At 65.7% G+C, this 24,259-nt stretch carries 23 protein-coding genes; 2 read left to right on the top strand and 21 right to left on the bottom strand.

From position 1 onward, the window contains the following. Positions 1-5 precede the first annotated feature (5 nt). From M8744_RS00900 to M8744_RS00855, 10 genes are all read right to left on the bottom strand, one after another. Positions 6-899 carry a cell division protein FtsQ/DivIB gene (locus M8744_RS00900; RefSeq protein WP_251407972.1) on the bottom strand — a complete coding sequence of 298 codons (894 nt, stop codon included), beginning with the start codon at positions 897-899 and terminating at the stop codon, positions 6-8. Then, the gene (locus M8744_RS00895) at positions 887-1,765 is read right to left on the bottom strand and encodes a D-alanine--D-alanine ligase (RefSeq protein ID WP_434481343.1); all 879 of its coding nucleotides are present in this window, start codon (positions 1,763-1,765) and stop codon (positions 887-889) included. Before M8744_RS00895 ends, M8744_RS00900 begins: the two co-directional genes overlap by 13 nt. A 92-nt stretch (positions 1,766-1,857) precedes the next feature. Continuing rightward, positions 1,858-2,793, bottom strand: coding sequence for a UDP-N-acetylmuramate dehydrogenase (murB, locus tag M8744_RS00890; RefSeq protein ID WP_251407967.1), 936 nt, complete (start codon positions 2,791-2,793; stop codon positions 1,858-1,860). A 164-nt stretch (positions 2,794-2,957) separates the two neighbouring features. Beyond that, a complete protein-coding gene (locus M8744_RS00885) occupies positions 2,958-3,212 on the bottom strand; it encodes a DUF2484 family protein (RefSeq protein WP_251407964.1) in 255 nt (84 codons plus the stop codon). Further along, a complete protein-coding gene (locus tag M8744_RS00880; protein WP_251407961.1) occupies positions 3,209-3,463 on the bottom strand; it encodes a DUF2484 family protein in 255 nt (84 codons plus the stop codon). Before M8744_RS00880 ends, M8744_RS00885 begins: the two co-directional genes overlap by 4 nt. After that, positions 3,460-4,650, bottom strand: a complete 1,191-nt coding sequence (locus tag M8744_RS00875; protein WP_251407958.1) for an APC family permease — start codon at positions 4,648-4,650, stop codon at positions 3,460-3,462. The genes M8744_RS00880 and M8744_RS00875 overlap by 4 nt, the downstream gene beginning before the upstream one ends. Before the next feature lie 10 nt (positions 4,651-4,660). Next, a complete protein-coding gene (locus tag M8744_RS00870; RefSeq protein WP_251407955.1) occupies positions 4,661-4,888 on the bottom strand; it encodes a hypothetical protein in 228 nt (75 codons plus the stop codon). Between the two features lie 4 nt (positions 4,889-4,892). Next, on the bottom strand, positions 4,893-6,305 hold the full coding sequence (gene murC / locus M8744_RS00865) for a UDP-N-acetylmuramate--L-alanine ligase (protein ID WP_251407952.1): 1,413 nt from the start codon (positions 6,303-6,305) through the stop codon (positions 4,893-4,895). A gap of 109 nt (positions 6,306-6,414) precedes the next feature. Continuing rightward, on the bottom strand, positions 6,415-7,551 hold the full coding sequence (locus M8744_RS00860) for a UDP-N-acetylglucosamine--N-acetylmuramyl-(pentapeptide) pyrophosphoryl-undecaprenol N-acetylglucosamine transferase (protein ID WP_251407949.1): 1,137 nt from the start codon (positions 7,549-7,551) through the stop codon (positions 6,415-6,417). A gap of 103 nt (positions 7,552-7,654) precedes the next feature. Beyond that, positions 7,655-8,824, bottom strand: coding sequence for a peptidoglycan glycosyltransferase FtsW (locus M8744_RS00855; RefSeq protein WP_251407946.1), 1,170 nt, complete (start codon positions 8,822-8,824; stop codon positions 7,655-7,657). Positions 8,825-9,022: 198 nt separating this feature from the next. Between M8744_RS00855 and M8744_RS00850 the strand changes: the two genes are divergently transcribed. Further along, a complete protein-coding gene (locus tag M8744_RS00850) occupies positions 9,023-10,195 on the top strand; it encodes a BaiN/RdsA family NAD(P)/FAD-dependent oxidoreductase (protein ID WP_251407943.1) in 1,173 nt (390 codons plus the stop codon). A gap of 56 nt (positions 10,196-10,251) precedes the next feature. Here the strand turns inward: M8744_RS00850 and murD are convergent, their stop codons facing one another. From murD to M8744_RS00800, 10 genes are all read right to left on the bottom strand, one after another. Further along, on the bottom strand, positions 10,252-11,652 hold the full coding sequence (gene murD, locus M8744_RS00845) for a UDP-N-acetylmuramoyl-L-alanine--D-glutamate ligase (protein WP_251409983.1): 1,401 nt from the start codon (positions 11,650-11,652) through the stop codon (positions 10,252-10,254). An 85-nt stretch (positions 11,653-11,737) separates the two neighbouring features. Next, the gene (locus M8744_RS00840; RefSeq protein WP_251407940.1) at positions 11,738-12,955 is read right to left on the bottom strand and encodes a Coenzyme F420 hydrogenase/dehydrogenase, beta subunit C-terminal domain; all 1,218 of its coding nucleotides are present in this window, start codon (positions 12,953-12,955) and stop codon (positions 11,738-11,740) included. Between the two features lie 181 nt (positions 12,956-13,136). Further along, on the bottom strand, positions 13,137-14,219 hold the full coding sequence (mraY, locus tag M8744_RS00835; protein WP_251407937.1) for a phospho-N-acetylmuramoyl-pentapeptide-transferase: 1,083 nt from the start codon (positions 14,217-14,219) through the stop codon (positions 13,137-13,139). Continuing rightward, the gene (locus tag M8744_RS00830) at positions 14,220-15,674 is read right to left on the bottom strand and encodes a UDP-N-acetylmuramoyl-tripeptide--D-alanyl-D-alanine ligase (RefSeq protein ID WP_251407934.1); all 1,455 of its coding nucleotides are present in this window, start codon (positions 15,672-15,674) and stop codon (positions 14,220-14,222) included. Then, a complete protein-coding gene (locus tag M8744_RS00825; RefSeq protein ID WP_251407931.1) occupies positions 15,671-17,176 on the bottom strand; it encodes a UDP-N-acetylmuramoyl-L-alanyl-D-glutamate--2,6-diaminopimelate ligase in 1,506 nt (501 codons plus the stop codon). The genes M8744_RS00830 and M8744_RS00825 overlap by 4 nt, the downstream gene beginning before the upstream one ends. A 15-nt stretch (positions 17,177-17,191) precedes the next feature. Further along, positions 17,192-18,979 (bottom strand): peptidoglycan D,D-transpeptidase FtsI family protein, encoded by a 1,788-nt coding sequence (locus M8744_RS00820; RefSeq protein WP_251407928.1) that lies wholly within the window; start codon positions 18,977-18,979, stop codon positions 17,192-17,194. Continuing rightward, positions 18,976-19,335: a cell division protein FtsL gene (gene ftsL / locus M8744_RS00815; protein WP_251407925.1), complete on the bottom strand. Its 360-nt coding sequence runs from the start codon at positions 19,333-19,335 to the stop codon at positions 18,976-18,978. The genes M8744_RS00820 and ftsL overlap by 4 nt, the downstream gene beginning before the upstream one ends. A 1-nt stretch (position 19,336) precedes the next feature. Further along, complete coding sequence (rsmH, locus tag M8744_RS00810) at positions 19,337-20,326, bottom strand: 16S rRNA (cytosine(1402)-N(4))-methyltransferase RsmH (protein ID WP_251407922.1); 990 nt, start codon at positions 20,324-20,326, stop codon at positions 19,337-19,339. 4 nt (positions 20,327-20,330) lie between these two features. Next, complete coding sequence (gene mraZ / locus M8744_RS00805) at positions 20,331-20,834, bottom strand: division/cell wall cluster transcriptional repressor MraZ (RefSeq protein ID WP_251407919.1); 504 nt, start codon at positions 20,832-20,834, stop codon at positions 20,331-20,333. A 671-nt stretch (positions 20,835-21,505) separates the two neighbouring features. Continuing rightward, a complete protein-coding gene (locus M8744_RS00800; RefSeq protein WP_251407916.1) occupies positions 21,506-22,582 on the bottom strand; it encodes an Mrp/NBP35 family ATP-binding protein in 1,077 nt (358 codons plus the stop codon). 249 nt (positions 22,583-22,831) lie between these two features. On the opposite strand from M8744_RS00800, the gene M8744_RS00795 reads away from it, so the two are divergent. Next, positions 22,832-23,047: a DUF1127 domain-containing protein gene (locus tag M8744_RS00795; RefSeq protein ID WP_251407913.1), complete on the top strand. Its 216-nt coding sequence runs from the start codon at positions 22,832-22,834 to the stop codon at positions 23,045-23,047. A 384-nt stretch (positions 23,048-23,431) separates the two neighbouring features. Here M8744_RS00795 and M8744_RS00790 read toward each other — a convergent pair whose 3' ends face one another. Further along, positions 23,432-24,259, bottom strand: a complete 828-nt coding sequence (locus tag M8744_RS00790; protein WP_251407910.1) for a M90 family metallopeptidase — start codon at positions 24,257-24,259, stop codon at positions 23,432-23,434.

Here is a 24,259-nt window from a genome sequence, read left to right as displayed (position 1 = left end):
TCTTGTTATTCTCCCAAACTCACCTTCTGCACCTTCCGCCACTGCTCAATGGCCGAAGGCTTCATGCGCACGGTGGGCCGGCCCGTCAGCCGCATGTCCACCGCCGCCACATCGCGTTCCAGCAATTCCTGCGCATGATCCAACGCGATCACGCGTTCCAGGGCCTGCACCGGCTTGTCCTCGGGCAACAGGATGCGTTGATCACGGTCCAGCACCACGTCCCAGCGCCGCTCGCCCATGCGCACCAGCCCCCGCAGCCGCGGCGCAAGCGGCCCGGTCGCGCGGATCACGCGCAATGCCTCGGCCACGTGCTCGGCCGCGCCATCGCCCGCGATCACCGGAAGTTCCGGATGATCGGCGCGCGCCGTCGCGACACCGAGCACGGCGCCCGTTTCATCCACCAGTTCCAGCCCGTCGCGGCTGCGCCACAGCGCGGCCGGCACGCGTTCTGTCACGTCGATCTGCAAAACGCCGCCGTTACGGATACGCACAGCGGCATCCTTGACCGCCGGCAGTTCGCGAACCGTGGCGAGGATGGAAGCAAGCTCCAGATCGAAGGACGAAACCGGGAAATCCAGCGGCAGGATTTCGCGAATATCCTCGTCGACGCCGGCGCTGGCCCCGTCGACCGCCATCACGTTGACCATGAATTCGGGCCGCGTTTCGATCTCGGTACGGATATCGGCGATGGCCATGCTCAACTGGTCGCGCCGCGCCTCGTCGGACAGCCATAAGCTCGCGATGGCGAATGTCAGCGCCATCGGAACACCAAGGCGCAAGAACAGCCGAAATTCCGGCGTCAACATCAGCCGCTGCATCCGGTAACGCAGGCGCGAGGGCGCCGGGTCCGGGCGCGCCGTGGCCGTGGCTTCGGGCTTGCGGCGGATCAACGATTGCATGACGCGTCCTCCACCATCCAGGCACAGAACTCGGCGAATGAAAGCCCTGCTACCTGCGCCTGTTCGGGGCTGAGCGAGGTCGCCGTCATCCCCGGCTGCGTGTTGGTTTCCAGCAGGATCAACCCGGTCAGCCCGCGCGTCTCGTCCCAGCGGAAATCGGTTCGGCTGACACCGCGGCACCCCAGCGCGCGATGGGCACGCAGCGCGTATTCATGGCAGGCCTGGGCGATCTCGTCGGGGATATCGGCGGGCACCACGTGGCGCGACCCGCCGGCGGCGTACTTGGCGTGGTAGTCATACCACCCCTCGGTGATGATGTCCGTGACCCCCAGGGCGCGGTCGCCCATCACGGTCGTTGTCAGCTCACGCCCCGGTGCATAGGTTTCCACCATCACCGTGTCGGGCATCGTGTCGTCCAACTGCGGCGGCGTGTTGGCGTCGGCCGCAACGATGTAGATCCCAACGGAAGAGCCCTCGTTATTCGGCTTGACCACGTAGGGCGGAGCCATCACGTGGCGCGCGCGCACCTCGTCACGGGCGGCCAGGCAGCTTTCGACCACCGGCAAGCCAGCGGTCTGGAAAACCTGTTTCGATTTCTGCTTGTCCATTGCCAGGGCCGAGGCGAGCACACCCGAATGGGTATAGGCCAGGCCCATCCATTCCAGCATCCCCTGAACGCAGCCATCTTCGCCCCAGCGACCGTGGAGCGCATTGAACACGACATCGGGGGCAATATCGCGCAGACGCTCGGGCAGATCGCTGCCGGCATCGACCTCGATCACCTGGTATCCTGCATCCCGCAGTGCGGCGGCGCATGCGCGCCCGGATGACAGCGACACCTCGCGCTCGGCCGAGGGGCCACCCATCAACACCGCAACCTTGGGGCTTGTCCTGCTCGACTTCGCCACCGTCCGTGCCTCTGATACACGGGCCGTTCACCGGCCCCTTTGAATTCTTGTTATTGTCTGCCTGGCGGGGTCGGTTCACCGACCCTCATGATTTCCCACTCTAGCGTGATCCCACTGGAATCGTAAACCCTTTTCCGCACGTCCTCGCCCAGGCCCTCCAGATCGGCAGCCGTCGCATCGCCGGTGTTGATCAGGAAATTCGAGTGCTTCTCGCTCATCTGCGCACCGCCGCGCCGGGCGCCGCGCATGCCCGCGTCGTCGATCACCTTCCACGCCTTCAGATCATGCGTGTCATCGGCGCGCCCGGTGCTGGAAAACCCGGCGGGGTTGCGAAAGGTGCTGCCGGCGCTGCGGTCACGGGTGGGCTGCGTGGCATCGCGCTTGACCAGTTGATCGGCCATGCGTGCCGCCAGCGCCTCGGGGTCGCCCTCGCGCGCTTGGAACGTGGCATCGACCAGCACCCACCCGTCGGGCAGGTCGGTCTCGCGATAGCGGAAGTTCAGGTCTTCGGGCGTCAGGGTCACCAACTCGCCCGCGCGGGTAACGGCGCGCGCATTGACCAGCACATCGGCGGTATAGCTTCCATAACAGCCCGCGTTCATCCGCACCGCGCCGCCGATGCTGCCGGGAATGGTGCGCAGGAATGTCAGGTCGAGCCCCGCCGCCGCCGCGCGCTTGGCCACATGCGCATCAAGCGCCGCAACACCGGCGGTAACGCGGGTGCCGTCGATCTCGATCCCGTTGAACCCGCGCCCCAGCCGGATGACAACGGCCCGTATGCCGCCGTCGCGCACGATCAGGTTACTGCCCACACCCATCGGGAAAACGGGGATCGCCGGGTCGAGCGCGGCCAAGAAGTCCTGCAGGTCTTGCAGGTCGGCGGGTTGAAACAGGTAATCGGCAGGCCCGCCGACCCGCAGCCATGTCAGGTCGTTCAAGGGGCGTTGCGGCGTCAACCTGCCGCGCGGTGAGGGCATCTTGCTCATACGGGCGGGTTAAGGCGCGACCGCGCAAAGCGCAAGAGGGGCAGGTTGTGCCGGGCTGAAGCCCGGCCTACCCCAAACACCTGATACGGGCAGAAGGCTGCGCTTCAACCCGGTGCATCAACCCGAGCAACTGACCCGGGCAACAGGCCGGGCTTCAGCCTGGCTTACCGCCCCGATCCCAACCGCCGCCTCGACCACCGCGCCAGGTAAATCACCGGCGAGCGCAGAATGCTCATCGCGGCCAACAGCACCAACAGGCCGATCCCGACGCCATGTCTTGTCATGATCCAGCCCAGCAAGGGCAACCCAAGCGCGATCAGCACATAGGCCCGTGTCCAGTGATTGTCGCGCGACGGGATCATCGCCAGGATATTGGCCACCACAAGCCACAGGCAGGCCAGGGCAAGCGGCGCGCTCATTCCGGCAGCTTCGGGTGCGTGCCACGGACGCGGCGCCAAAGGTAGCGTAACGGGTTGCGCATCATCGAGGCAACCGCCGCCAAGGCCGCCACGCCAGCCAGCCACCCGTGCACGGCACCCAGCCAGATCATCAACACCGGCGCCGCCACCAGCAGCAGCACGCCGGGCACGTATTGCCGGCGTATCGGCAACATCGCCGTCGCCGTCGCAGCAAAAACCCAAAGGATCGCCAGGATCACCGGCGTGCTCACAAGAACCCTCCCAAGGTGGCCAGGAACGCCGCCAGCGCCAAGATCAGTCCCACCACCGGCACTGCCATCGGCACGCGGAACACCGCCTGCGGCGTGCGCCGCTTCAGCCCGATCAAGGCGGCATTCACCAGCACGAAAACCGCCAGCAGGATGGTCGATGTCACCTCGGCCAGTATCGCCACGGGCAGGCCAAGCGCGCCGATCACCACCAACGCGCCTACCAGCAGGGTAGCCAGCGCCGGGGTGCCGAACCGCGGATGGGCATGGTGGAACAGGCCCAGCGGGCCGCCATCCTTGCCAAGCCCGAACAGCACCCGCGACGCCATTACGATCTGCGCCAGCACACCGTTCAGCGCCGCCGCCACCGCGATTGCCGACAGGAACGAAGCCGGCCCGCCCATGCGCGTCTGCCAGACCAGCGCCAGCGGCTGCTCGGAGCCGGCAAGCTGTGCCAGCGGCACCGCGCGCACCGCCGCCCAACTGACCGCGCCATAGATCAGGCTGGTGATGACCAGCGCCAGCAAGATGGCGCGCGGCAACGTGTAGGTGGGGCGGCGCACCTCTTCGGCCATGTTCACGATATCCTCGAAGCCGATAAAGGCGAAAAAGGCCAGTACCGCACCGGCCGCCACGCCCGACCAGACCAGCCCGCCACCGCCCGACACCCAGTCGGGGCTGGGCGCGGCCGTGCCCCCCGCCCAGATGACCAGCGCCAAGCCTGCCAGCTCGATCACGGTAAAGACGGCAGCCACCGCCAGGCTTTCAAGCGCGCCCAGCACGGCCACGGCGATCAGCGCCAGCCCCATCACGACGATGGTCAGTTCGGCCGGCAGCGCGGTGATCGCGGTCAGGTAGCCCGCGCCGCCCCGCAACACGGCCGCCGCCGAAATGGTGCCGGCCGCCACGATGGCCAGGCCCACCACCACCGCCAGCACTCGGCTGTTCAACCCCTGCTGCACATAGGCCGCCTCGCCCGCCGCTTCGGGCAGGCGGGTTGACAGCTCGGCGTAGCTCAGCGCCGAGGGCGCGGCGATCAGCCCAGCCCCCAGAAAGGCCAGCGGCGCCCATATGCCTGCCTGCCCGGCGACCGCGCCCACCAGGACGTAGATGCCAGCCCCCACCATGACACCCACGCCGTACGCGGCAAGCAGCCCAAGGCCGATCCGTCGTTTCAGATGTTCGGCCATCGCACATCCCCTAGATGAAAAACCGCCAGATCATGGCCCGCAGGGGCACGGCCACGGCCAGACCGCCCCCCAATGCCGCAAGCGCGCCGGTCGCCTGCGCCGGGTCAGATTGATAGCGCAACGCCAGCAAGGCAATAGCGGCCAGCGAAAAGACCCAGACCGCGCGCCTGATCACGCGCGTGACAGCCACCAGCGAAATCAGGACGACGACTCCCACGATGGCCCAGGCCAGGGTCACCGCCCTACCCCGTCTTGCCCGTCAGCCGTTCGGGCAAGGCGTTGGCCCAGGCCGAAATCGTCCCTGCCCCGAGGCACACCACCATATCCCCCGGACCTGCCTCTTCGCGGACCAGGCGCTCCAGGTCGTCCTCGTCACGGATGGCACAGGCGTGCCGGTGGCCGTGGCGGATCAGCCCGGCAACCAGGTCATCACGGCTGGCGCCAGGAACGGGGTCTTCGCCGGCGGCATAGACATCGGCGATGGCCACGACATCGGCATCGTTGAAACAGCCGCAGAAATCTTCAAACAGGCTCGACAGGCGTGAATAGCGGTGCGGTTGGTGCACCGCGATCACCCGGCCCTGGCAGGCCTGGCGCGCGGCGCGCAGCACTGCGGCGATTTCCACGGGGTGATGGCCGTAATCGTCGATAATGGTCACGCCATTCACCTCGCCCACGCGGGTAAAGCGGCGATTGACGCCGCCGAACCCCGCCAGCGCGGTGCGGATCGCGTCGCGTTTCATGCCCAGGTGCCGCGCCACGGCCACCGCGGCCAAGGCGTTCAATACGTTGTGATCACCGGGCATCGGCAGGGTGCAGCCCTCGATCACCGTGCCCTCGGCCTGCAACAGGATGTCGAAATGCGCCTTGCCGTCCTTGTACGCCAGGTTGGCGGCGCGAATATCGGCCTGCGCGTTGAAACCATAGGTCACCACCCGGCGATCGGTGACCCGGCCCACCAATGCTTGCACCTCCGCATGATCGGTGCAGCACACGGCCAACCCGTAAAAGGGGATGTTGCCTACGAAATCCTGGAATCCCTGCCGCAGCGCGTCGAAATCGCCCCAGTGCTCCAGGTGCTCGGGGTCGATATTGGTGACGATGGCGATGGTGGCGGGCAGGCGGTTGAACGTGCCGTCACTCTCGTCGGCCTCGACCACCATCCACTCGCCCTGCCCCATCCGCGCGTTCGAGCCATAGGCGTGAATGATGCCGCCATTGATGACCGTGGGATCGATGCCGCCCTTGACCAGCAATTCGGCCACCAGCGTGGTGGTGGTAGTCTTGCCGTGGGTGCCCGCCACGGCGATGTTCGATTTCAGGCGCATCAGCTCGGCCAGCATCTCGGCCCGGCGCACGACGGGCAGGCCGCGCGCGCGGGCCTCGTCCAGCTCGGCGTTGCCCGGCTTGATGGCCGACGAGATCACGACAACCTCGGCACCCTGCAGGTTCTCGGCCCGCTGGCCGACATGGACGCGTGCGCCAAGGGTTTCCAGCCGGTCGGTGATCTGGCTGGATTTCAGATCGCTGCCCTGCACGTCGTAGCCATGGTTCAGCAGCACCTCGGCAATGCCCGACATGCCGATACCGCCAATGCCGACGAAATGGATGGGCCCCACATCGGTGGGAAGCTTGGTTGCCGCTGCCGCGCTCATGTGTCTTGTCCTTCGTCTGTCTGCTGCCCCGCCGCTGGCGGAGCCCGTTGTTGTTGGTGCAATCCCGGGCTGTTCCTTGCGCCACGGGCCTTTGTCCGTAGGCCAGGCTTCAGCCCGCCGCCCGCTCGGGTCCGGGCGCGCCGGCGCCGCGATCGACGCCCGCCAAATGTTCAACCAACCTTACAAGTTCCTCGGTCGCGTCCGGCTTGCCCACCGACAGCGCCGCGCGGGCCATCTGCTCGGCGCCCCGGGGCTGACCCAACACCAGCCCAATCTGTTCTGCCACCGCCTCGACCGTCATATGGCTTTCGGGAATCACGATCGCGCCTCCCGCCTCTTTCAGGCCGCGCGCATTGGCGGTCTGATGGTCGGCCGTGGCAGCCGCATAGGGGATCAGGATCGCGGGTCGGCCAATCACGCTGATATCGGCCACCGACGAGGCGCCCGAACGGCTGATCACCAACTGTGCCTCGGTCATGCGGCGGGGCACATCGTGGAAGAACGGCTGCACATCGGCATCTATGCCGTTCTCGTCGTAGAACGCGGCAACCCGCGCGCCATCCTCGTCGCGGGCCTGGTGGCTGACACGAACATGGCGCAGCAGCTCGGTCGGCAGGGCCGCAATGGCGGGGGGGACCACGTCAGACAGGATGCGCGCGCCCTGGCTGCCACCGATCACAAGGATGGACATCGGGTAATCGCCGGGTGGAATGTAGCCGGCCCCCGCCCGCTCGGCCACGGCACCGCGAACCGGGTTGCCGGTGTGGACGCCCTCGACCCCCGCCGGCAGATCGGTCGGCCAGGTGCCACAGGCTACGGCATCGACACGCTTGGCAAACAGGCGATTGACCCGGCCCAGCACACCGTTCTGTTCGTGGATCATGCGTGGCCGGCGCAGAACAAATGCCGCCGACAATGCCGGGATCGACGGGTAGCCACCAAAGCCCACCACGACATCCGGCTTGTCGCGCATCATGCCAAGCACCGCCGCGATCACCCCCCCGGCGATGCGAAAGGGTACTGCCAGCCTGGCCAGCGCACCGCCACGGGCAAAAGTGGCGCTGCTGATCTGCTCGATCTTGACCGAGTGCGGAAAGCCGCCCGTGTAGCGCGCGCCGCGCGCATCGGTCGACAGTTTCACCCGCCAGCCCCGGCGCAGCATCACCTCGGCCAGGGCCTGCGCGGGAAACATGTGCCCGCCCGTGCCCCCGGCCGCGATCACCAGCAATGGTTGGCGCTCTGTCATGACTTCTACTCCGTTCCGCCTGCCGCGCCGGATAGCCCGCGCGCCACGTCACCGCAATCCCGGCACAGCAGCGATCGGCGGGGAACCGCGTGGCGCCTTGGCGCTACCGGCCGCGGCCGCCGCGCAGGATATCACCGATCTCACCCTGGGGACGTGTGCGGGTAAAGGCCAGCAGCATGCCCACCGCGATACCCCCCGCGATCAGCGACGAGCCGCCATAGCTGACGAAGGGCAACGTCATGCCCTTGGCCGGCAACAGGCGCACGGCAACACCCATATTGATCATCGCCTGCACGCCGAACATCGCCGCCAGCCCCGTGCCCGCCAGGCGAATGAACGGGTCGCGCTCATGCATCAGCCGCAAGAGCGAGCGCACCACCACGCCCATGTAAAGCGAGATGATCACCAGCACCAGGATCAGGCCGTATTCCTCGGCCGCGACGGCGATGATGAAATCGGTGTGGGCATCGGGCAGCGACCATTTCACCTGACCCTCGCCCACGCCGACGCCGAAAAAACCGCCCTCGCGAATGGCGTTGGTGGCATAGCCAAGCTGCGTGGTCGGGTCGACATCGGGCGACAGGAAGCCATCGATGCGGCGCGCGAAATGTTCCGAACTGTTGTAGGCCAGCGTGCCCACGAAAACGACGCCGGCGGCCATCACCAGCAAAAGCAGCATCGGCGCCCCGGCCACGAACCACATCACGCCCCAGCCGAACAGGACAAGGGCCGCCTGTCCGAAATCGGGCTGTCCGACCAGCATCGCCACGATCACCAGCGTCATGCCAAAGGACCACAACCGCCCCGGCGGCCCGTGGATGTCCTGTGCCGCCGCCATCATCCAGGCCGCGGCGACGACGAAACCGGGCTTTAGAAACTCCGACGGTTGCAGCGCGGCAAAGCCCAGCGAATACCAGCGCACCGCCCCCTTGCCGAAATCGGTGCCGAAAAACGGCAACAGCGCCATCCCGACAAAGGCCACGACAAAGCCCAGCACGGCCAGCCGGCGCACCAGAGTCGGGCTCATCATGCTGGTGATAAGCATCGCGGCCAGGGCCAGGCCGCCGAAAAACGCCTGCCGTTCGACATAGTGAAAGGCATCGAAGCCGTTCTTGGCCGCCAGCGGCGGCGACGCCGCCAAAGCCAGCAACATGCCGATCCCGAACAGGATCAGGATGCAGGACATTGTCCATTTGTCCACGGTTCTCCACCACTTGGGAAGAACCGGCTCGCCATCCCGCACCGGGACCGCGCCGTAGACCATTTCAGTCATGGAACCACCGCTCACTGCCTCATGAACCGCCCCTTTGCGGGGTCGTTGATTTTCAGTCTAGCGATAAAGACCCGCCCTGACCAGAGCTTTGCGGACATGCCTCAGGCTCGAAAGCCTGCGATCTGTAGGTGGAAAGGACAGCAGCGGCCGCCACGCGCGCCCTTGCAAAAGCAGCGCCTATCGGGCACCTCGCGCCGCATGCAGGTGAATACGCTCATCCTTGGTGCCGGCGCGGCCGGGCTGATGTGCGCGGCCCATTCGGGGCCGGGCACGATGGTGATCGACCACGCCAAGGCCCCGGGCGAAAAAATTCGTATCTCGGGCGGCGGTCGGTGCAATTTCACGAACCTTCACACCGATCCGTCGGCCTTTCTTGGCCGCAATCCGCATTTCCACAAATCGGCGCTGGCCCGCTACACCCAGTGGGATTTCATCGCGCTTGTCGAACGGCACGGCATCGCCTGGCACGAAAAGACGCTGGGCCAACTCTTTTGCGACGACAGCGCCAAGCAGATCATCCGCATGTTGCTGGACGAGGCCGCCGGGGCCGATCTTTGGCTGCAAAGCAGCCTGGTCGCGCTGACCCATGACGGCACACGCTTTACCGCCACGATAGACCGGCAGGGCCAGCGCCACGATGTCACCGCCCGCAACCTGGTGGTGGCGACTGGCGGCAAGTCGATCCCCAAGATGGGCGCCACCGGCCTGGCCCATGACATCGCGCGGCAATTCGGCCACAAGGTCACCGAGACCCGCCCGGCGCTGGTGCCCTTCACCTTTTCCGATGGGCCCTTTCGACCGCTTTCCGGCACGGCCTGCCCCGTCCGGGCAACCGCCAACGGCATCAGTTTCGAGGAGGCGGCGCTGTTCACGCATCGCGGCCTTTCCGGCCCGGCGATCTTGCAGATCAGTTCCTACTGGCGCGAGGGAGACGAGATCGCGCTGAACCTCGACCCTGACGGTACGATGCTGGACAGCCTGCGCACGGGGCGCGCCCGCCACGGCCGGCGCAACATGACCACGGCGCTGGCGCAGCATCTTCCGGCGCGCCTCGTCGATCACCTGGCGCCGGTGCTGGGCGTGTCGGGCAACCTGGCCGATCAATCCGACGCACGGCTGGCACAGATCGTCGGCACTCTGTCGGACTGGCGGCTGAAACCCACCGCGACCGAGGGCTACCGCACCGCCGAGGTCACGCTGGGCGGGGTCGAAACTGATGGCCTGTCGTCAAAAACCATGATATCGCACACGGTTCCCGGGCTCTACTTCATCGGCGAGGCGGTCGATGTGACCGGCTGGCTGGGCGGCTACAATTTTCAATGGGCCTGGTCATCGGGCTGGGCCGCCGGCACCGCAATCGCAGCGGCCTGACCCGGTTTCAAGGACAACTCGCAAAGCGCCCGCGGGTTGGCGACATTGGCGCGCCTTTACGCCTCCAGCGCGGCCTTCACCCGGCTGGTGAAATCATCGCCGCGCTGTTCGAAATTGTCATACTGGTCGAAACTGGCCGCGGCCGGCGCCAATAGCACCACCTCACCCGGTTGCGCCTCGGCCAGGGCCGCTGTCACGGCGCGCTCCATCGTGGTGCAGGTTTCGCTTTCGACCCCCGGCAATTGCATCGCGAATCCCGCTGCCTCGCGCCCGATCACATAGGCTTTGACCACGTGCGGCAGGCCAGGTTGCAACCCGGCAAGCCCGCCTTCCTTTTCCAGCCCGCCACAGATCCAGCGTATGCGGTCGAAGGCCAGCAATGCCTTCAGGGCGCTGTCGACATTCGTGGCCTTCGAGTCGTTGACGTAAAGTACCCCCTCGGACTCCGCGATCACCTGGCTGCGATGCGGCAGGCCCGGATAACTGTGCAGCCCCTGCTCGATCACCTTGGGCGCCATGCCCATGGCGCGGCATGCAGCATAGGCGGCGCAGGCATTCTGGTGGTTATGCGCCCCCGGCAGCCCCAGGATCTGCCGCAGGTCGATGGCCGCCATCTGCCGCCCCTTGCGCCATTCGGTCAGGAACCCCTTGCGCGCAAAGACCTGCCAGCCCGGCCCCGTCAGCTTTTGCGCCGCGCTGACGCGGATCACACGGTCGTCGCCCGCCCCCATGGCCATCTGGTTGGCCAGGTATCGCCCCTCGTCCTCATCGACGCCAATCACCGCGCGATCCGGCCCGCCCTCGGCAAAAAGCCGGCGCTTGGCGGCGAAATACCCCCCCATGCCGCCATGCCGATCCAGGTGGTCGGGTGTGAGGTTGGTGAACAGGGCGATATCCGGCGTCAGCGCGCGGGCCAGCTCGGTTTGGTAGCTGGACAGTTCAAGCACCACCGCACCGCCCTCGCCCGGCATATCGATATCCAGCACACCGCGCCCGATATTCCCGGCCAGCTGGGCATCGCGCCCGGCCTCCTGCAACAAGTGATGGATCAGCGCGGCCGTGGTTGATTTCCCGTTCGAGCCCGTCACCGCGATCACCCGGGGCGGGCTGTCATAGGCGTCGAATCCCGCCGCGAAAGAGCGAAAGAACAAGCCGATATCATTGTCCACCGGCACGCCCGCCACCCAGGCCGCCGCAACCACCGGGTTGGGCCTTGGGTAAAGATGCGGGATGCCCGGGCTGACGATCAATGCCGACACGCCGTCAAGGGCACCCGCCCGCGAAAGATCACGAACGGTCAGCCCTTCGGCCTCGGCCCTTGCGCGCGCATCGGGGTTGTCGTCCCACGCCACCACCTTGGCGCCCCCGGCCTTCAGCGCCCGCGCTGCGGACAGGCCCGAACGCCCCAGCCCCAGAACCGCAACAACCTGTCCTTCGAACCCTTGCACCGGGATCATGCGTGCCTCCGCCATTGCCTTGGGCCAGATCGCTACCGCAAAGCAGGCGACGGCGAAAGCCCCTGCAACACCGGGGCCCGAAGTCTCAGCGCCGTTCGTCGGGGCCGGGCACCAGCCCGTAGTGCGCCGCAACACGCCAGACATGGGCCGGCACCATGTTCTTGACCCGCGCCGGATGGGCGCGGCGCAGATGCAAGATACTCTCGATCGCCTTCATCTCGACACGCGCCCGGGCGAATTCCAGGCCGCGCGGCCCGATACGCGGCTGCAACCACGCCACGATTGGACGCACCCAACCGGGCATCCGCCGCAATGGCAAGCCGCCTGCCGCACGCTCGGTATTGGCCAGGAATCCCTTTACAGCCGCCTCGCGCCGCCCCTTGTCGACCAGCGGACGCGTGACAACGCGCTCTCCCATTGCGGCCAACATCTCGGCCCCGCGCGCGTTGCGCACGATCAGCCATTGGTCCCCGTCACCGCCCATGTAGCCCACCGTGATATCGGCCAGCCGGTTGGTGTAATCCACGCATGTCTTGCAGGTCATCGGAAAGAAATCCGCCGGCAAGTCCGAAATCGGCAACTTGAGAAACGGGATGAACCGCGGCTTGCGCCCGTCGTCAAAGCGCAGCTCGACCCGGTAATCGGCACGAAACTCCAGGTAGGTGACGCGCTCGGGCCGATCCTCCAGCAAGGCAAGAAACTCGTGAAACCGCGCCGTGGTGGTATTGTCCGAACAGGGCGTACCAATCACGTAAAGCCGCTCCAACTCCAACTCGGCCTCGAGCGCGCGCAGCGCGTAGACCTGGCAGGGGATACCAACAACCGCCAAACGCCTGTGACCTGCCGCAATCGCGGGCTCCAGCAGCGCCAGTAACGGGCCAAACCCCATGCGCATGCCCCGGCACTCAGCCATCGCTTGCGGGTCGGTCACGATAACCGGGCGTGGCGCCCACCTGTCATCGGGGTCTGGCGCGGTGGCCAGAACCGCGTCGACCACGCCGGTGCGCAACAGCTCGGCCGCCAGCCCGGTGGTCAACCCGGTCCATTGCGCCCCCGGCGCGGGCGGGGCAAGCCGCGCGCGCAGCATGGCCTGCGTCACACCGAAAAACGCCTCGTCCCCGACGCCCGGCCGGCGGCCATGCACGCGCGCCTCGGCCGCCTCGTAATCGGGTTGAATGAACTGGCAGGCGCGCCCGCAGGCCCGGCCATCCCCCATGCGCGACACGCCGCAATCGGTGCACAGCCCGGCACGCGGCGCGCCCGACAGGGCTGGCGCCTGCAGTCCCTTTTCCGCATCGAACATGGCCAAACCTCCCGTCAATATGTGTCAACCATAGTTGACAGCGCAGGGTTTGGCCAGCCTGCCCGCTTCCTCTTGCCGCAAATACCCCGGGGGAGGCGCGCAGGGCGCGCCGGGGCAGCGCCCCCATCATCCGAGCCGCAGGCGAGATGTCATGCGCGCGGCACAGCCGCGCCCATTCGGATCAGCGCACCTTCAAAGTCGCAAGGCCGATCATCGCCAGGATCAGCGCGATGATCCAGAACCGGATCACGATCTGCGACTCGCTCCAGCCCTTCTTTTCATAGTGGTGGTGGATCGGCGCCATCAGGAAAACGCGCTTGCCCGTACGTTTGAAATAGCCGACCTGGATGATCACGCTCAATGCCTCGACAACGAACAGCCCACCGACGATTGCCAGCACGATCTCGTGCTTGGTGGCAACGGCAATGGCGCCCAGGGCACCGCCAAGGGCCAGGCTGCCGGTATCGCCCATGAACACCGCCGCCGGCGGCGCGTTGTACCACAAGAATCCCAGCCCGCCGCCGATCAGGCCGGCCACGAAAACAAGGATCTCGCCCGTTCCGGGCACGTAATGCACATCAAGGTAGTCGGTGAAATCGACCCGCCCCACCGCGTAGGCGATGACGCCGAACGTGCCGGCCGCGATCATGACCGGCATGATGGCCAGGCCATCCAAACCGTCGGTCAGGTTCACCGCGTTCGCCGCCCCCACGATCACGATCATCGCGAAGGGAATGAACAGGTAGCCCAGGTAAAGCAGCGTTTCCTTGAACACCGGGAAAGCCAGGTGGTTCGACAACGGCGTGGGGTGGTAGTGAGCGGCCCACCAGGCCGCGATACCCGCGATCAGAAAGCCCAGACCAAGGCGCAGCTTGCCCGACACGCCCTTGGTGTTCTGCTTGCTGACCTTGGCGTAATCGTCCGCGAACCCGATCAACCCGTAGCTCATGGTCACGAAAAGCACCATCCAGACGAACGGGTTGTCCAGCCGCGCCCATAGCAGGGTCGATGACAACAGCGCCCCCACGATCAGCAGCCCGCCCATGGTGGGCGTGCCCGCCTTGGCCATGTGCCCTTCGGGGCCGTCATCGCGAATGGGTTGGCCCCTGCCCTGGCGCTTGCGCAAAACATTAATCAGCGGACGGCCGAACAGGAAGCCGAACAGAAGCGCGGTAAAGAACGCCCCGCCCGAACGGAAAGTGATGTAGCGAAAGAGATTGAAGACATCGCCGCCATCCGACAGCTCGGTCAACCAATACAGCATCTATTCGGCCCCTTTTTCAGATGATCGCGCGGCATGGCCCAGTTTGCGCAGCGCGTCAACCACCGCGGACACCTTGCTGCCCTTCGATCCCTTGACAAGCACCACGTCCCCCGCGTCAAGCAGGCGCCGCACGCGGGCTGCCATGGCACCGGCATCGGCGTGCCATTCTCCACGCATGTTCGCGGGCAATGCCTCGTGCAGGTGGCGCATCCGCTGGCCAACGCAATGCACCCTGTCCAGGCTGGCGATCCATGGCAAGTCGGCGATGGCCACATGCATGGCGATCTCGTCCTGACCCAGTTCCAGCATATCGCCCAGTATGGCAATGCGCCGCCCCTTCGAGACACGCCCGATGCCATCGTCGGTCCGGGCGGCGGCCAACACTTCAAGCGCGGCCGCCATCGAACTGGGGTTGGCGTTGAAGGCATCGTCGATCAGTTCGAACACCAGGTCCTCGTTGACCGTGTCCATGTGAATGCGTTCGCGCGCGCCGCGCCCGGCGGGGGGCGCCCATCGACCCAGGTCGCTGGCGGCGATGCCGAGGTCAAGCCCAAGCGCGCTGACCACCGCCAGCACCCCCATGCCGTTGACCGCGAAGTGCCGGCCCGCGGCCTGCACCTTGAACAGCATCGGCCGACGCCAGGCCCGGCCACGCACGACCGTGGTTGTGTCGATCAACCGGATCACGGTCGCCCGGTGGTGGTTTCGCGCGGCCTCGCCGAATGTCAGCACCTTCGCGCCCATCGCGCGGGCGCGGTCTTGCAGGATATGCGTCGTGTCGATGTCGCCGTTCAGCACGGCAAAGCCCGCGGGTTCCAGCCCGTCGGCGATGCTGGCCTTTTCATGGGCGATACCATCGAGGTTTTCAAAGGCTTCCAAGTGCGCTGCGGCCACGGTTGTGACCATCACCACATGCGGGCGCGCCAGCCTTGACAGCGGCGCGATTTCGCCCGGTGCGTTCATGCCGATCTCGATCACCGCGAACTCGGTATCCGCCGGCATCCGCGCAAGGGTCAGCGGTACGCCCCAATGGTTGTTATAGCTTGCCTCGGCCGCATGGGTGCGGCCCTGCCCCGACAACACCATGCGCAGCATTTCCTTGGTCGAGGTCTTGCCGACCGAGCCGGTCACCCCGATCACCTTGGCCCGCGTGCGATCCCTGGCCGCCCGGGCCAGGTCCTCGAGCGCCGCCAACACGTCCGGCACGATCAACAGCGGCGCATCGGGGGGCACCCCATCGGGCACATGGCTGACAAGCGCGGCAGCGGCCCCCTTGGCCAGGGCCTGCGCGACGAATTCATGCCCGTCGCGCGCCGCCTTGAGCGCCACGAAAAGATCGCCCTCCTGCAGGGTGCGGGTGTCGATCGAAACGCCGGTGGCCGACCAGGAAGCGGTGGCGTCGCCGCCGGTGGCGCGGGCGGCATCCGCCGCAGTCCAGAGCACGGGCGCGTTCATGGCATCAACCCGTCCAGCGCGGCCACGGCGACGCTGGCCTGTTCGGCATCATTGAAGGGATAGACCGTGTCGCCCACGATCTGGCCGGTCTCGTGCCCCTTGCCGCAGATCAGCAGGGCATCGCCGGGTTGCAGAGCATCGACGCCGCGCAGGATGGCCTCGGCCCGGTCGGCCACCTCGATGGCCGAGGCGGCCGATGCAGTGGTGGCCAAACCTTCCATCACCGCCGCGCGAATGGTGGCGGGGTCTTCGCTGCGCGGGTTGTCATCGGTCACGATCACAAGATCGGCGTTTTCGCCTGCCGCCCGCCCCATCAGCGGGCGCTTGGCACGGTCTCGATCGCCGCCGGCCCCCACGATGGCCACCAGCCGCCCCATCACATGCGGGCGCAATGCGCGCAGCGCGGTCGCCACCGCGTCGGGCGTATGGGCGTAATCGACGAAAACCGCTGCCCCGTTGTCGCGCGTGGCCGCCAGTTGCATCCGGCCCGGCACGGTTTCCAACTGTGGCAAGACGCGCAGCACCGCCTCGGGGTCGGCCGCCCCCGCCGCGATGACCAACCCCGCCGCGATGGCCACGTTCTCGGCCTGGAAACCGCCGATCAGCGGCAGTCGAAGCAGATGCACCTCGCCCTGCCAGGCCAGCCGCAATTGCTGCCCGGTGGCATCGAACCGCTGCGCCTGCAATTGCAGGTCCATGCCGGGATTGTGCCCCACGCGGATAACCTGCTGGCCGCGATGCTCGGCGATTTGCGCCATGTCGGGACCGCGCGGATCATCCATGTTGATCACGGCGGTGCCATCCTGGGGCAGAACGCGACCAAAAAGCCCGGCCTTGGCGGCGAAATACGCGTCGAACGTCTTGTGATAATCAAGGTGATCCTGGGTGAAATTCGTGAAACCCGCCGCGCGCAGGTGCACGCCATCCAGCCGTTTCTGATCCAACCCGTGGCTGGATGCTTCCATGGCGGCATGGGTAATGCCGGCGGCGGCGCAATCGGCCAGGGCACGATGCAACGTGATGGGCTCGGGCGTGGTGTGGGCCAGAGGCGCGGTATAGGCCCCCTCGACCCCGGTCGTGCCCAGGTTGACGGCCTGCGCGCCCAACGCGATCCAGATCTGGCGGGTGAAGGTCGAGACCGATGTCTTGCCGTTGGTGCCGGTCACCGCCACCATCGTGGCAGGCTGCGCGCCGAACCACAGCGCCGCCGCCCCGGCCAACGCCTCGCGCGGATCTTCCGCCACGACCACGGCGGGATCATGGGCGTCGATCTGCTCGGCCGCCAAGGCTGCGCCTGCCGCATCTGTCAGCACCGCCACCGCGCCCAGGCCCAGCGCGTAGCGGATGAACTCGGCCCCGTGCACCCGGCTGCCGGGCAAGGCTGCGAAAAGAAAACCCGCTTTCACCTCGCGGCTGTCCACGGCAAGGCCCGTGATCGAAACCTCGCGGCCGCCTGAAGCGGTCAGCCCCAGCTGTGCCAGTGTCTTTGTCTGCCCGCCCATGCACCCTGCCCGCGTTCATTCAGATGATGTGAGCGTTATATCAGCCAGGTTGCCCGGTTCAATCTCGGGCCACAGGCCAAGCAGGGGCGCAACCCGGCGGATCATCTCGGCGGCCACCGGCACGGCTGTCCAGCCCGCGGTGCGGCGCGGCTCGTCGCCGCTGGTTTCCACCGGCTCGTCCAAAGTGACGACAAGAACGTATTTCGGATCATGGGCTGGGAACATGCTGGCGAAGGTCGCAATCACCTTGTCCTCGTAATAGCCGCCGCCGCGCTCCTTGGGCTTGTCAGCCGTGCCGGTCTTGCCGGCCACGGCGTATCCCGGCACGTCGCCAAAGCTGGCAGTGCCCTCGGTCACGACCTTGCGCAACATCTGCCGGCTGGCCTCGGCCACGTCGGGCGACAGCACGCGCGGCCCGTATTGCGGCCGGTCCTGCTTGATAACGGTGGGTGCGACATACATGCCCCCGTTGGCTATCGCGGCGTACCCGGCCGCAAGATGAAGTGGCGTTGCCGACATGCCGTGGCCATAGGAAACCGTCATGGTGCTGAGTTCGGACCAGTTGGGGGGCAACAGCGGGCGCCCGCCTGCCGCCTCGACGATTTCCAGCGGTGTCGGCTCGAACATCCCGATGCTGCGCAGAAAGTCTTGCTGTCGCTCTTCGCCGATCATCTGCGCGATCCGGGCGGTGCCGATATTCGAGGATTTGACGATCACCTTCGTGGCGGACAGTTCCGGCCCGTAATTGCGAAAGTCGCGAATTCTATGCTTGCCCCAGCGCAACGGGCCCTTGGTGTCGATCACGGTCGATGGATTGATCAACCCCAGTTCCATCGCCTGGGCCACTGCGAAGATCTTGAAGGTCGAGCCCAGCTCATACACACCCTGCACCGCGCGGTTGAACAGCGGGCTGTCGCTGGGGTTGCCCTCGGTCGGGGCGCGCGGCCTGTCGTTGGGGTCGAAATCGGGCAAGCTGACCAGCGAAATAACCTCGCCGGTATGCACATCCATCAATACCGCCGCCGCGCCCTTGGCGTTCATCAGGCGCATACCGCCGTGCAACACCCGTTCGGCTGCAGCCTGCACCGACAGGTCCAGCGACAATTCCAGCGGCTGTCCGCCGCGTGCCGCGTCGCGCAGCAGCTCGTCATATTGCTTTTCGATCCCCGCGACGCCGATCACCTCGGCGGCATGCACACCCTCGCGGCCGAAACTGGCGCCGCCCAGGATATGCGCGGCCAGTTTGCCATTGGGGTAAAGGCGCATCTCGCGCGGGCCGAACAACAGGCCCGGCTCGCCGATGTCATGCACGGCCTGCTTTTGCTCGGGGCTGAGTTTTTTCTTGATCCACAGGAACTTGCGCTTGCCGGTGAAATCCTCCAGCAGATCGGACTCGTTCAGGTCGGGAAAGATCTGTGCCAATTCGCGGGCTGCGCGCGCTGGTTCGATCATCTGCGGCGGCTGTGCATAGAGCGAATAGGTATCGAGATTGGTTGCCAGCACGCGGCCCCTGCGGTCGACGATATCGGCCCGCTGCGCGATAATCGCTGCCCCTGCGGCGCTGGCGCGCGGTTCAGCCGGTTCCGACGCGGCCAGGTGGCCCATGCGCGCACCGATCACCGAAAAGGCGCAGAAAAACGCCAGGCCCAGCACCAACAACCGCCCCTCGGCCCGGCGCCGCGCGCGGTCGCGCATTTCCTCGTGGCGCAGGCGAATGTTCTCGCGCTCGATCGCGTCGGGGTTTTCGCCCTTTTGCCGTGCATCAAGGATACGCGCCAACGGGCGCAGCGGTGTGCGGATCATTCGCTTGCCTCCGTCGCGTTCATGGCCGAGGACACGTCAACCGGCTGTGTAACCGGCAGCATCTGGCCCTGCGGCGGATACGGCACCTTGTCGACCCGACCGAACTGCTCGGGCGCGAAGGGCAGCAGCCCCAGCTTGTCGAAATTCAGCGTTGCCAGCTCGCGCAGACGGTCGGGCCGGTTGAGATAGGCCCATTCGGCGCGCAGCACCGAAAGCCGGGCGCGCGCCGAGGCGATATCGCGCTGCAATTGCTCGCTCTTGGCCAATGCTTCCTGCGTCTTGTAGTTCTCGTGATAGGCCCAGAAGGCAAGGCCGATCACGGCGCAGGCGGTCAGGATTGACAGGATCGATCGCATCTCAACGCTCTCTCTTCACTTGCGGCAGCCCCAGCGCCTTGCGGTCGCTTTGCCCGGGCGGGGCATCGGTGCGAATGCCGACACGCAGCTTGGCGCTGCGCGCACGCGGATTCTCGGCCAACTCATCGGCGTCGGGGCCGATGGCCTTTTTCGTTGGCAGGGTAAATTGCGGCGCCACCTCTTCGGGTTGCGGCGCATAGCGGTTGGCACGACCGCCCCCGCCCGACCGGTCGATCAGGAACCGCTTCACGATCCGGTCCTCGATCGAATGAAAGGTGACCACCGCCAGCTTGCCCCCGGGTTTAAGCGCGCGTTCCGCGGCCTCGAGCCCGGAAACCAGTTCGCCATATTCGTCATTCACCGCCACGCGCAGCGCCTGGAAAGTGCGTGTCGCCGGGTGAGTCTGGCCGGGCTTCGGCCGTGGCAGGCAACCCTCGACGATCTCGGCCAGGCGCAGGGTCGTGGTAATCGGCGCCTCGGCCCGCGCGCGCAGGATGGCCCGCGCGATACGACGGCTCGCCCGCTCTTCGCCGTAATGGAACAGTATATCGGCCAGCGCCGCCTCATCGGCGGTGTTGACGATGTCGGCGGCGCTTTCGCCCGCCTGCGCCATCCGCATGTCGAGCGGGCCGTCGCGCATGAAGGAAAACCCGCGCTCTGCCTGGTCGAGCTGCATCGAGCTGACGCCGATATCGAGTACCACGCCATCAAGGTCTTGCCCGTATTCATCCAGCCGCGAAAACAGGCCCTCGACCATCTGCAAGCGGTCGCCGTACCCGTCGGCCCAACCCGCGGCCATCCGGAATGCCAGCGGATCACGATCAACCGCGATCACGCGCGATGCGCCCGCCGCAAGCAGCGCACGGGTATAGCCGCCCGCGCCGAACGTGCCATCCAGCCAAACGCCCGAAACCGGATTGATGGCCCGCATAAGCGGACGCAGCAAAACCGGAACATGCGGAGCGGTATCAGGGGTGGCGGCAGCAGACATCGGCCTACCCCGCCTGTGGCCCATCAAGCAGGACGAGCGGATCGAAATCCTCGGGCAATTCGTCAAGCCAGGCTTCGGTCTTGGCCAGTTCTTCCTGCTCGTATGTCTCGGGCTTCCATATCTGGAACGTGTCGCCGGCGGCGATAAAGAATGCCTCGGCCTCGATCCCGATTTTCTGGCGCAGCTTGGCGCTCAGAACGATACGGCCCGTTTCATCGACCCTGGCCGGCTCCGACTGGCCGCTGAACAGCCGCTCAAGCAGGCGGCGTTCTTTCGATCCACGCGGCAGAGCGGCGATTTTTTCGTCAACCTCGTCGATCGCTTCCATCGTGTAACATTCAAGGTATTTGCGGCGATGGTCGCCGTAGACGATCACGAATTCGGGGCTCAGCCCATCGGTCCAGTTCGGGTCGCCCGCCTCGAGCACACGGCGAAAAGAGGCCGGAATCGAGACCCGCCCCTTGCTGTCCACCTTGTGGTGGCTTTCACCTCTGAACCTGCGAACCACTGTCCCGTGATCCTCTCATTTCCCCCGGATGCAGCGATTGACCCCTTGGAAACGAAACGGCGGATTGAGCTGCTGCCACTGCCCAATCCGCCGCCCTCGTCCCGCTCTGCGGGGTGTCCGACTGCGCGCGCCACCTGGGGGGATGTCTGCTCGCTCGCGCGCCGGATCTCTCATTCTGATGAAGCGGGTGCCTGTATGAAACCTGACTTGGGAGTGTTTCGGGAGCTTGGCGCCCCTCTTTGATCCCGTCCTCATCGTGCAAACAGGGATGACATGGGAATTCATGGAAATCAACAAGAATTTGACCCCAAGCGCCACAGGATATTGTTCACGCCCTACCTGCCAAACAAGATATTGGGGTAATTTTTGACCAATTCACACCTAATATGGGAAATAATTCGAAACCCAACACAATATATTGAGAAACCCGGCGCGCCCCCAAACCTCCCACGATTTCCCGAAAAAATTTGCCGTGGCTCTGCAGGAATGGCTTTTTCCATGAATTCTTCCACGAATCCAGCCAGATTCAAGCCAATCAACCAGAGCGTGATTCGAATGTCACGGGGCCGGACCACGAATTCCCATGGCATATCCCATGGCATACTACGCGGGCCCGCGTGGTGCGGTCGCGGGCACCGAATGACGTGAAGACTTGAAGAACTGGTGCGGCGTCAGGCCATGCCGCCGGCCACAAGACCCTGTGCCAGCTTGGCATAGGCCTCGGATACCGGGCCGTCGCCCGCTGCGACGGGGGTACCGGCATCGCCCGCGACCCGTGTTTCCAGATCGATGGGCAACTGCGCCAATAGCGGCACGCCCATCTTTTCGGCCTCGGCCGCAACACCGCCATGCCCGAATATCTGCGACTCGTGCCCGCAATTCGGGCAAACGAATGTCGACATGTTCTCGACAAGGCCCAGGATCGGAGTTTTAAGCGTATGAAACATGTCGATCGCCTTGCGCGCATCCAAAAGCGCCACATCCTGCGGCGTTGACACCACGATGGCGCCGGTCAGGTCGGATTTCTGGCACAGCGTCAGTTGCACGTCGCCCGTACCGGGCGGCAGGTCGACGATCAACACATCCAGATCGCCCCATTCCACCTGCCCCAGCATCTGCTGCAGCGCCCCCATCAGCATGGGTCCGCGCCAGACAACCGCCTTGGCCGGGTCCAGCATCAGCCCGATGGACATCATCGTGACACCATGCGCTTGCAGCGGAATGATCGTCTTGCCGTCAGGGCTGGCGGGGCGCTTGCTGACGCCCATCATGCGCGGCTGGCTGGGGCCGTATATATCGGCATCCAGCAAACCGACGCGGCGGCCCTGCTTCGCCAGCGCCACGGCCAGGTTCGATGAAACGGTGGATTTGCCGACCCCGCCCTTGCCCGAGGCAATCGCGAGGATGCGGTCAACGCCCGCCGGTTTCATGGGGCCAGCCTGCGGCTTGGGATGCCCCCCGACCTTGAGGCTGGGCGCCGGCTTGGGCGCGGCCTGTGACGGGCCATGCGCGGTCAGCGCCACCGAAACGCGCCCGACACCGGGCAGGCCGGAAACCGCCTGTTCAGCCGCGGCGCGCAATGGCTCCATCTGGCGGGCGGCGTCGGCACTGGGCGCCTCGATCACGAATCGGACCGCGTCGCCATCAACCGTCAACGCACGCACAAGATCACTTGAAATCAGGTCGCGGCCATCGGGCAGGCGCAGTTTCGCCAAAGCCTGTTCCACCGCCTCTTTCGATACAACCATACCGCTCGCCTCCTTATTATACATCATAGGTGTAGATTTTGAGCCGCAACGCAACCCCCGGCCAGAAACCTATTCACAAAGCGCCCAATATCACGGCAGACGCGACGTAAAGTAGGGCAGCAATGCTTATGCATTTTCTGCATGGCAGCATTGCGCAGGAATTTATTGTGCAGCCGCAGCATTTCCCTACATAAAGCTCGTAACAGCGGCGCAACGGCGTCGGACGAGACAGCAGCAAGGACCACCAAGATGGCTTTCGCATCGAACATCCACGACAGCGTTCGCGCCCCCCGCCGGGCCGGCCTGTTTGCCAACCTTATCGAGCGTGTATCGCGCTATCGCCAATATCGCCAGACGGTGAACGAGCTTGGCGCCCTGAACGCGCGCGAATTGGCTGACTTGGGCATCTGCCGTGCGCAGATCCGCGCCCTGGCCTTTGAAGCGGCCTACCGCGACCAGGCCTGAAGAACACCGAGTTCAGGTGCTCCTCTCCTCCTCCCTGGGGCATCTGTGAACTGGCGGCAGCGTCTCTCCTCCTCCCTGACGCTGCCGCACCTTATAACGGCCCGCACGGGCCAACCGGATACGGTCCTGCCTCTCCTCCTCCCTGGCAGGCCCGTTGTAAGGTCGGCGGCACCCTCTCCTCCTCCCTGGGTGCCGCCGAACGTCACGACGCCCCGACCGGGGCACCGGATACGGGGCGTTCCTCCTCCTCCCTGAACGTCTCGTTGACCAAACGGCGGCACCCCTCCTCCTCCCTGGGTGCCGCCGTTTCCTTTTCCAGCCACCGCCAAGAATACCGCGCCCCATGACAAGGGGTCGGATACAAGCATTGCAAGGGCATTCGCCTTAGTTTGCGGGGTCCGGCCAGTCAGCGGGATCGAGCCGAAACAGCTTGCCCATCTGCGCATATATTTCCGGGGCATCGCGTTTGAGCGCTTGCGGCTTCTCAAAGAACATCTCGACCGCGACGGCAAAGAACTCTTCGTGATTTTCCGCGCCATAGGCATCGATCGCGGTCTTTCGCCCACGGCTGACCTGGTGGGTGTGGTCCTTGTAGGCGGTCAGGAACGCCTTTTCCCATTCGGCAAAACTTTGGCCCGGCCCAAGAACGGGCACCCCGTTGGTAGCTCCGGTCAGCGCGTCGATCTGGTGGGCAAACTCGTGGAACACGACATTCTGCCCGTCGCGGTCATTCAATGCACCTTGCCGCGAATGTGCCCATGACAGGATCACCGGCCCATGCAACCAGCTTTCGCCCGAGCGAACGATTTCCTTTTCAGTCACGACATAGCCGCTGTGGTGACGCTGCACCGATTTGAACGCGTTGGGATAGACAAGGATAGTGGTCAACCCGTCATACCACTGGTCCGAGTTGACCAGCAGCAAAGATGCCTGCGCCGCGATTGACAGCTTCATCTCTTGCGTCACGTCCAGGCCGTTGCACCCATGGAAATCGACCTGGTCGAGGAAACGGTTGATCCGGCCCTCCAGTGCGGTGCGCAGATCGGCGGGCAGCCGACGGGTCAACGGCACCTCTTTTTCGACCAGCGCGCGCTGCGCCGGGGTAAGCGGCGTTGACAGCAGGCCCGCGATGGCCCGTGCCCGCGCCCTGCGGCGCCAAAGCAGCAGCCCGGCCACGGCGGCGGGACCAAGGAAAAGCGCCAGATACAGCAT

Origin of the sequence: Lutimaribacter degradans (assembly GCF_023703375.1) — a bacterium.
Lineage (GTDB): Bacteria > Pseudomonadota > Alphaproteobacteria > Rhodobacterales > Rhodobacteraceae > Lutimaribacter > Lutimaribacter degradans.
The sequence above is the reverse complement of the archived record's forward strand: the minus strand, read 5'-3'. Positions and strand labels throughout refer to the sequence as shown.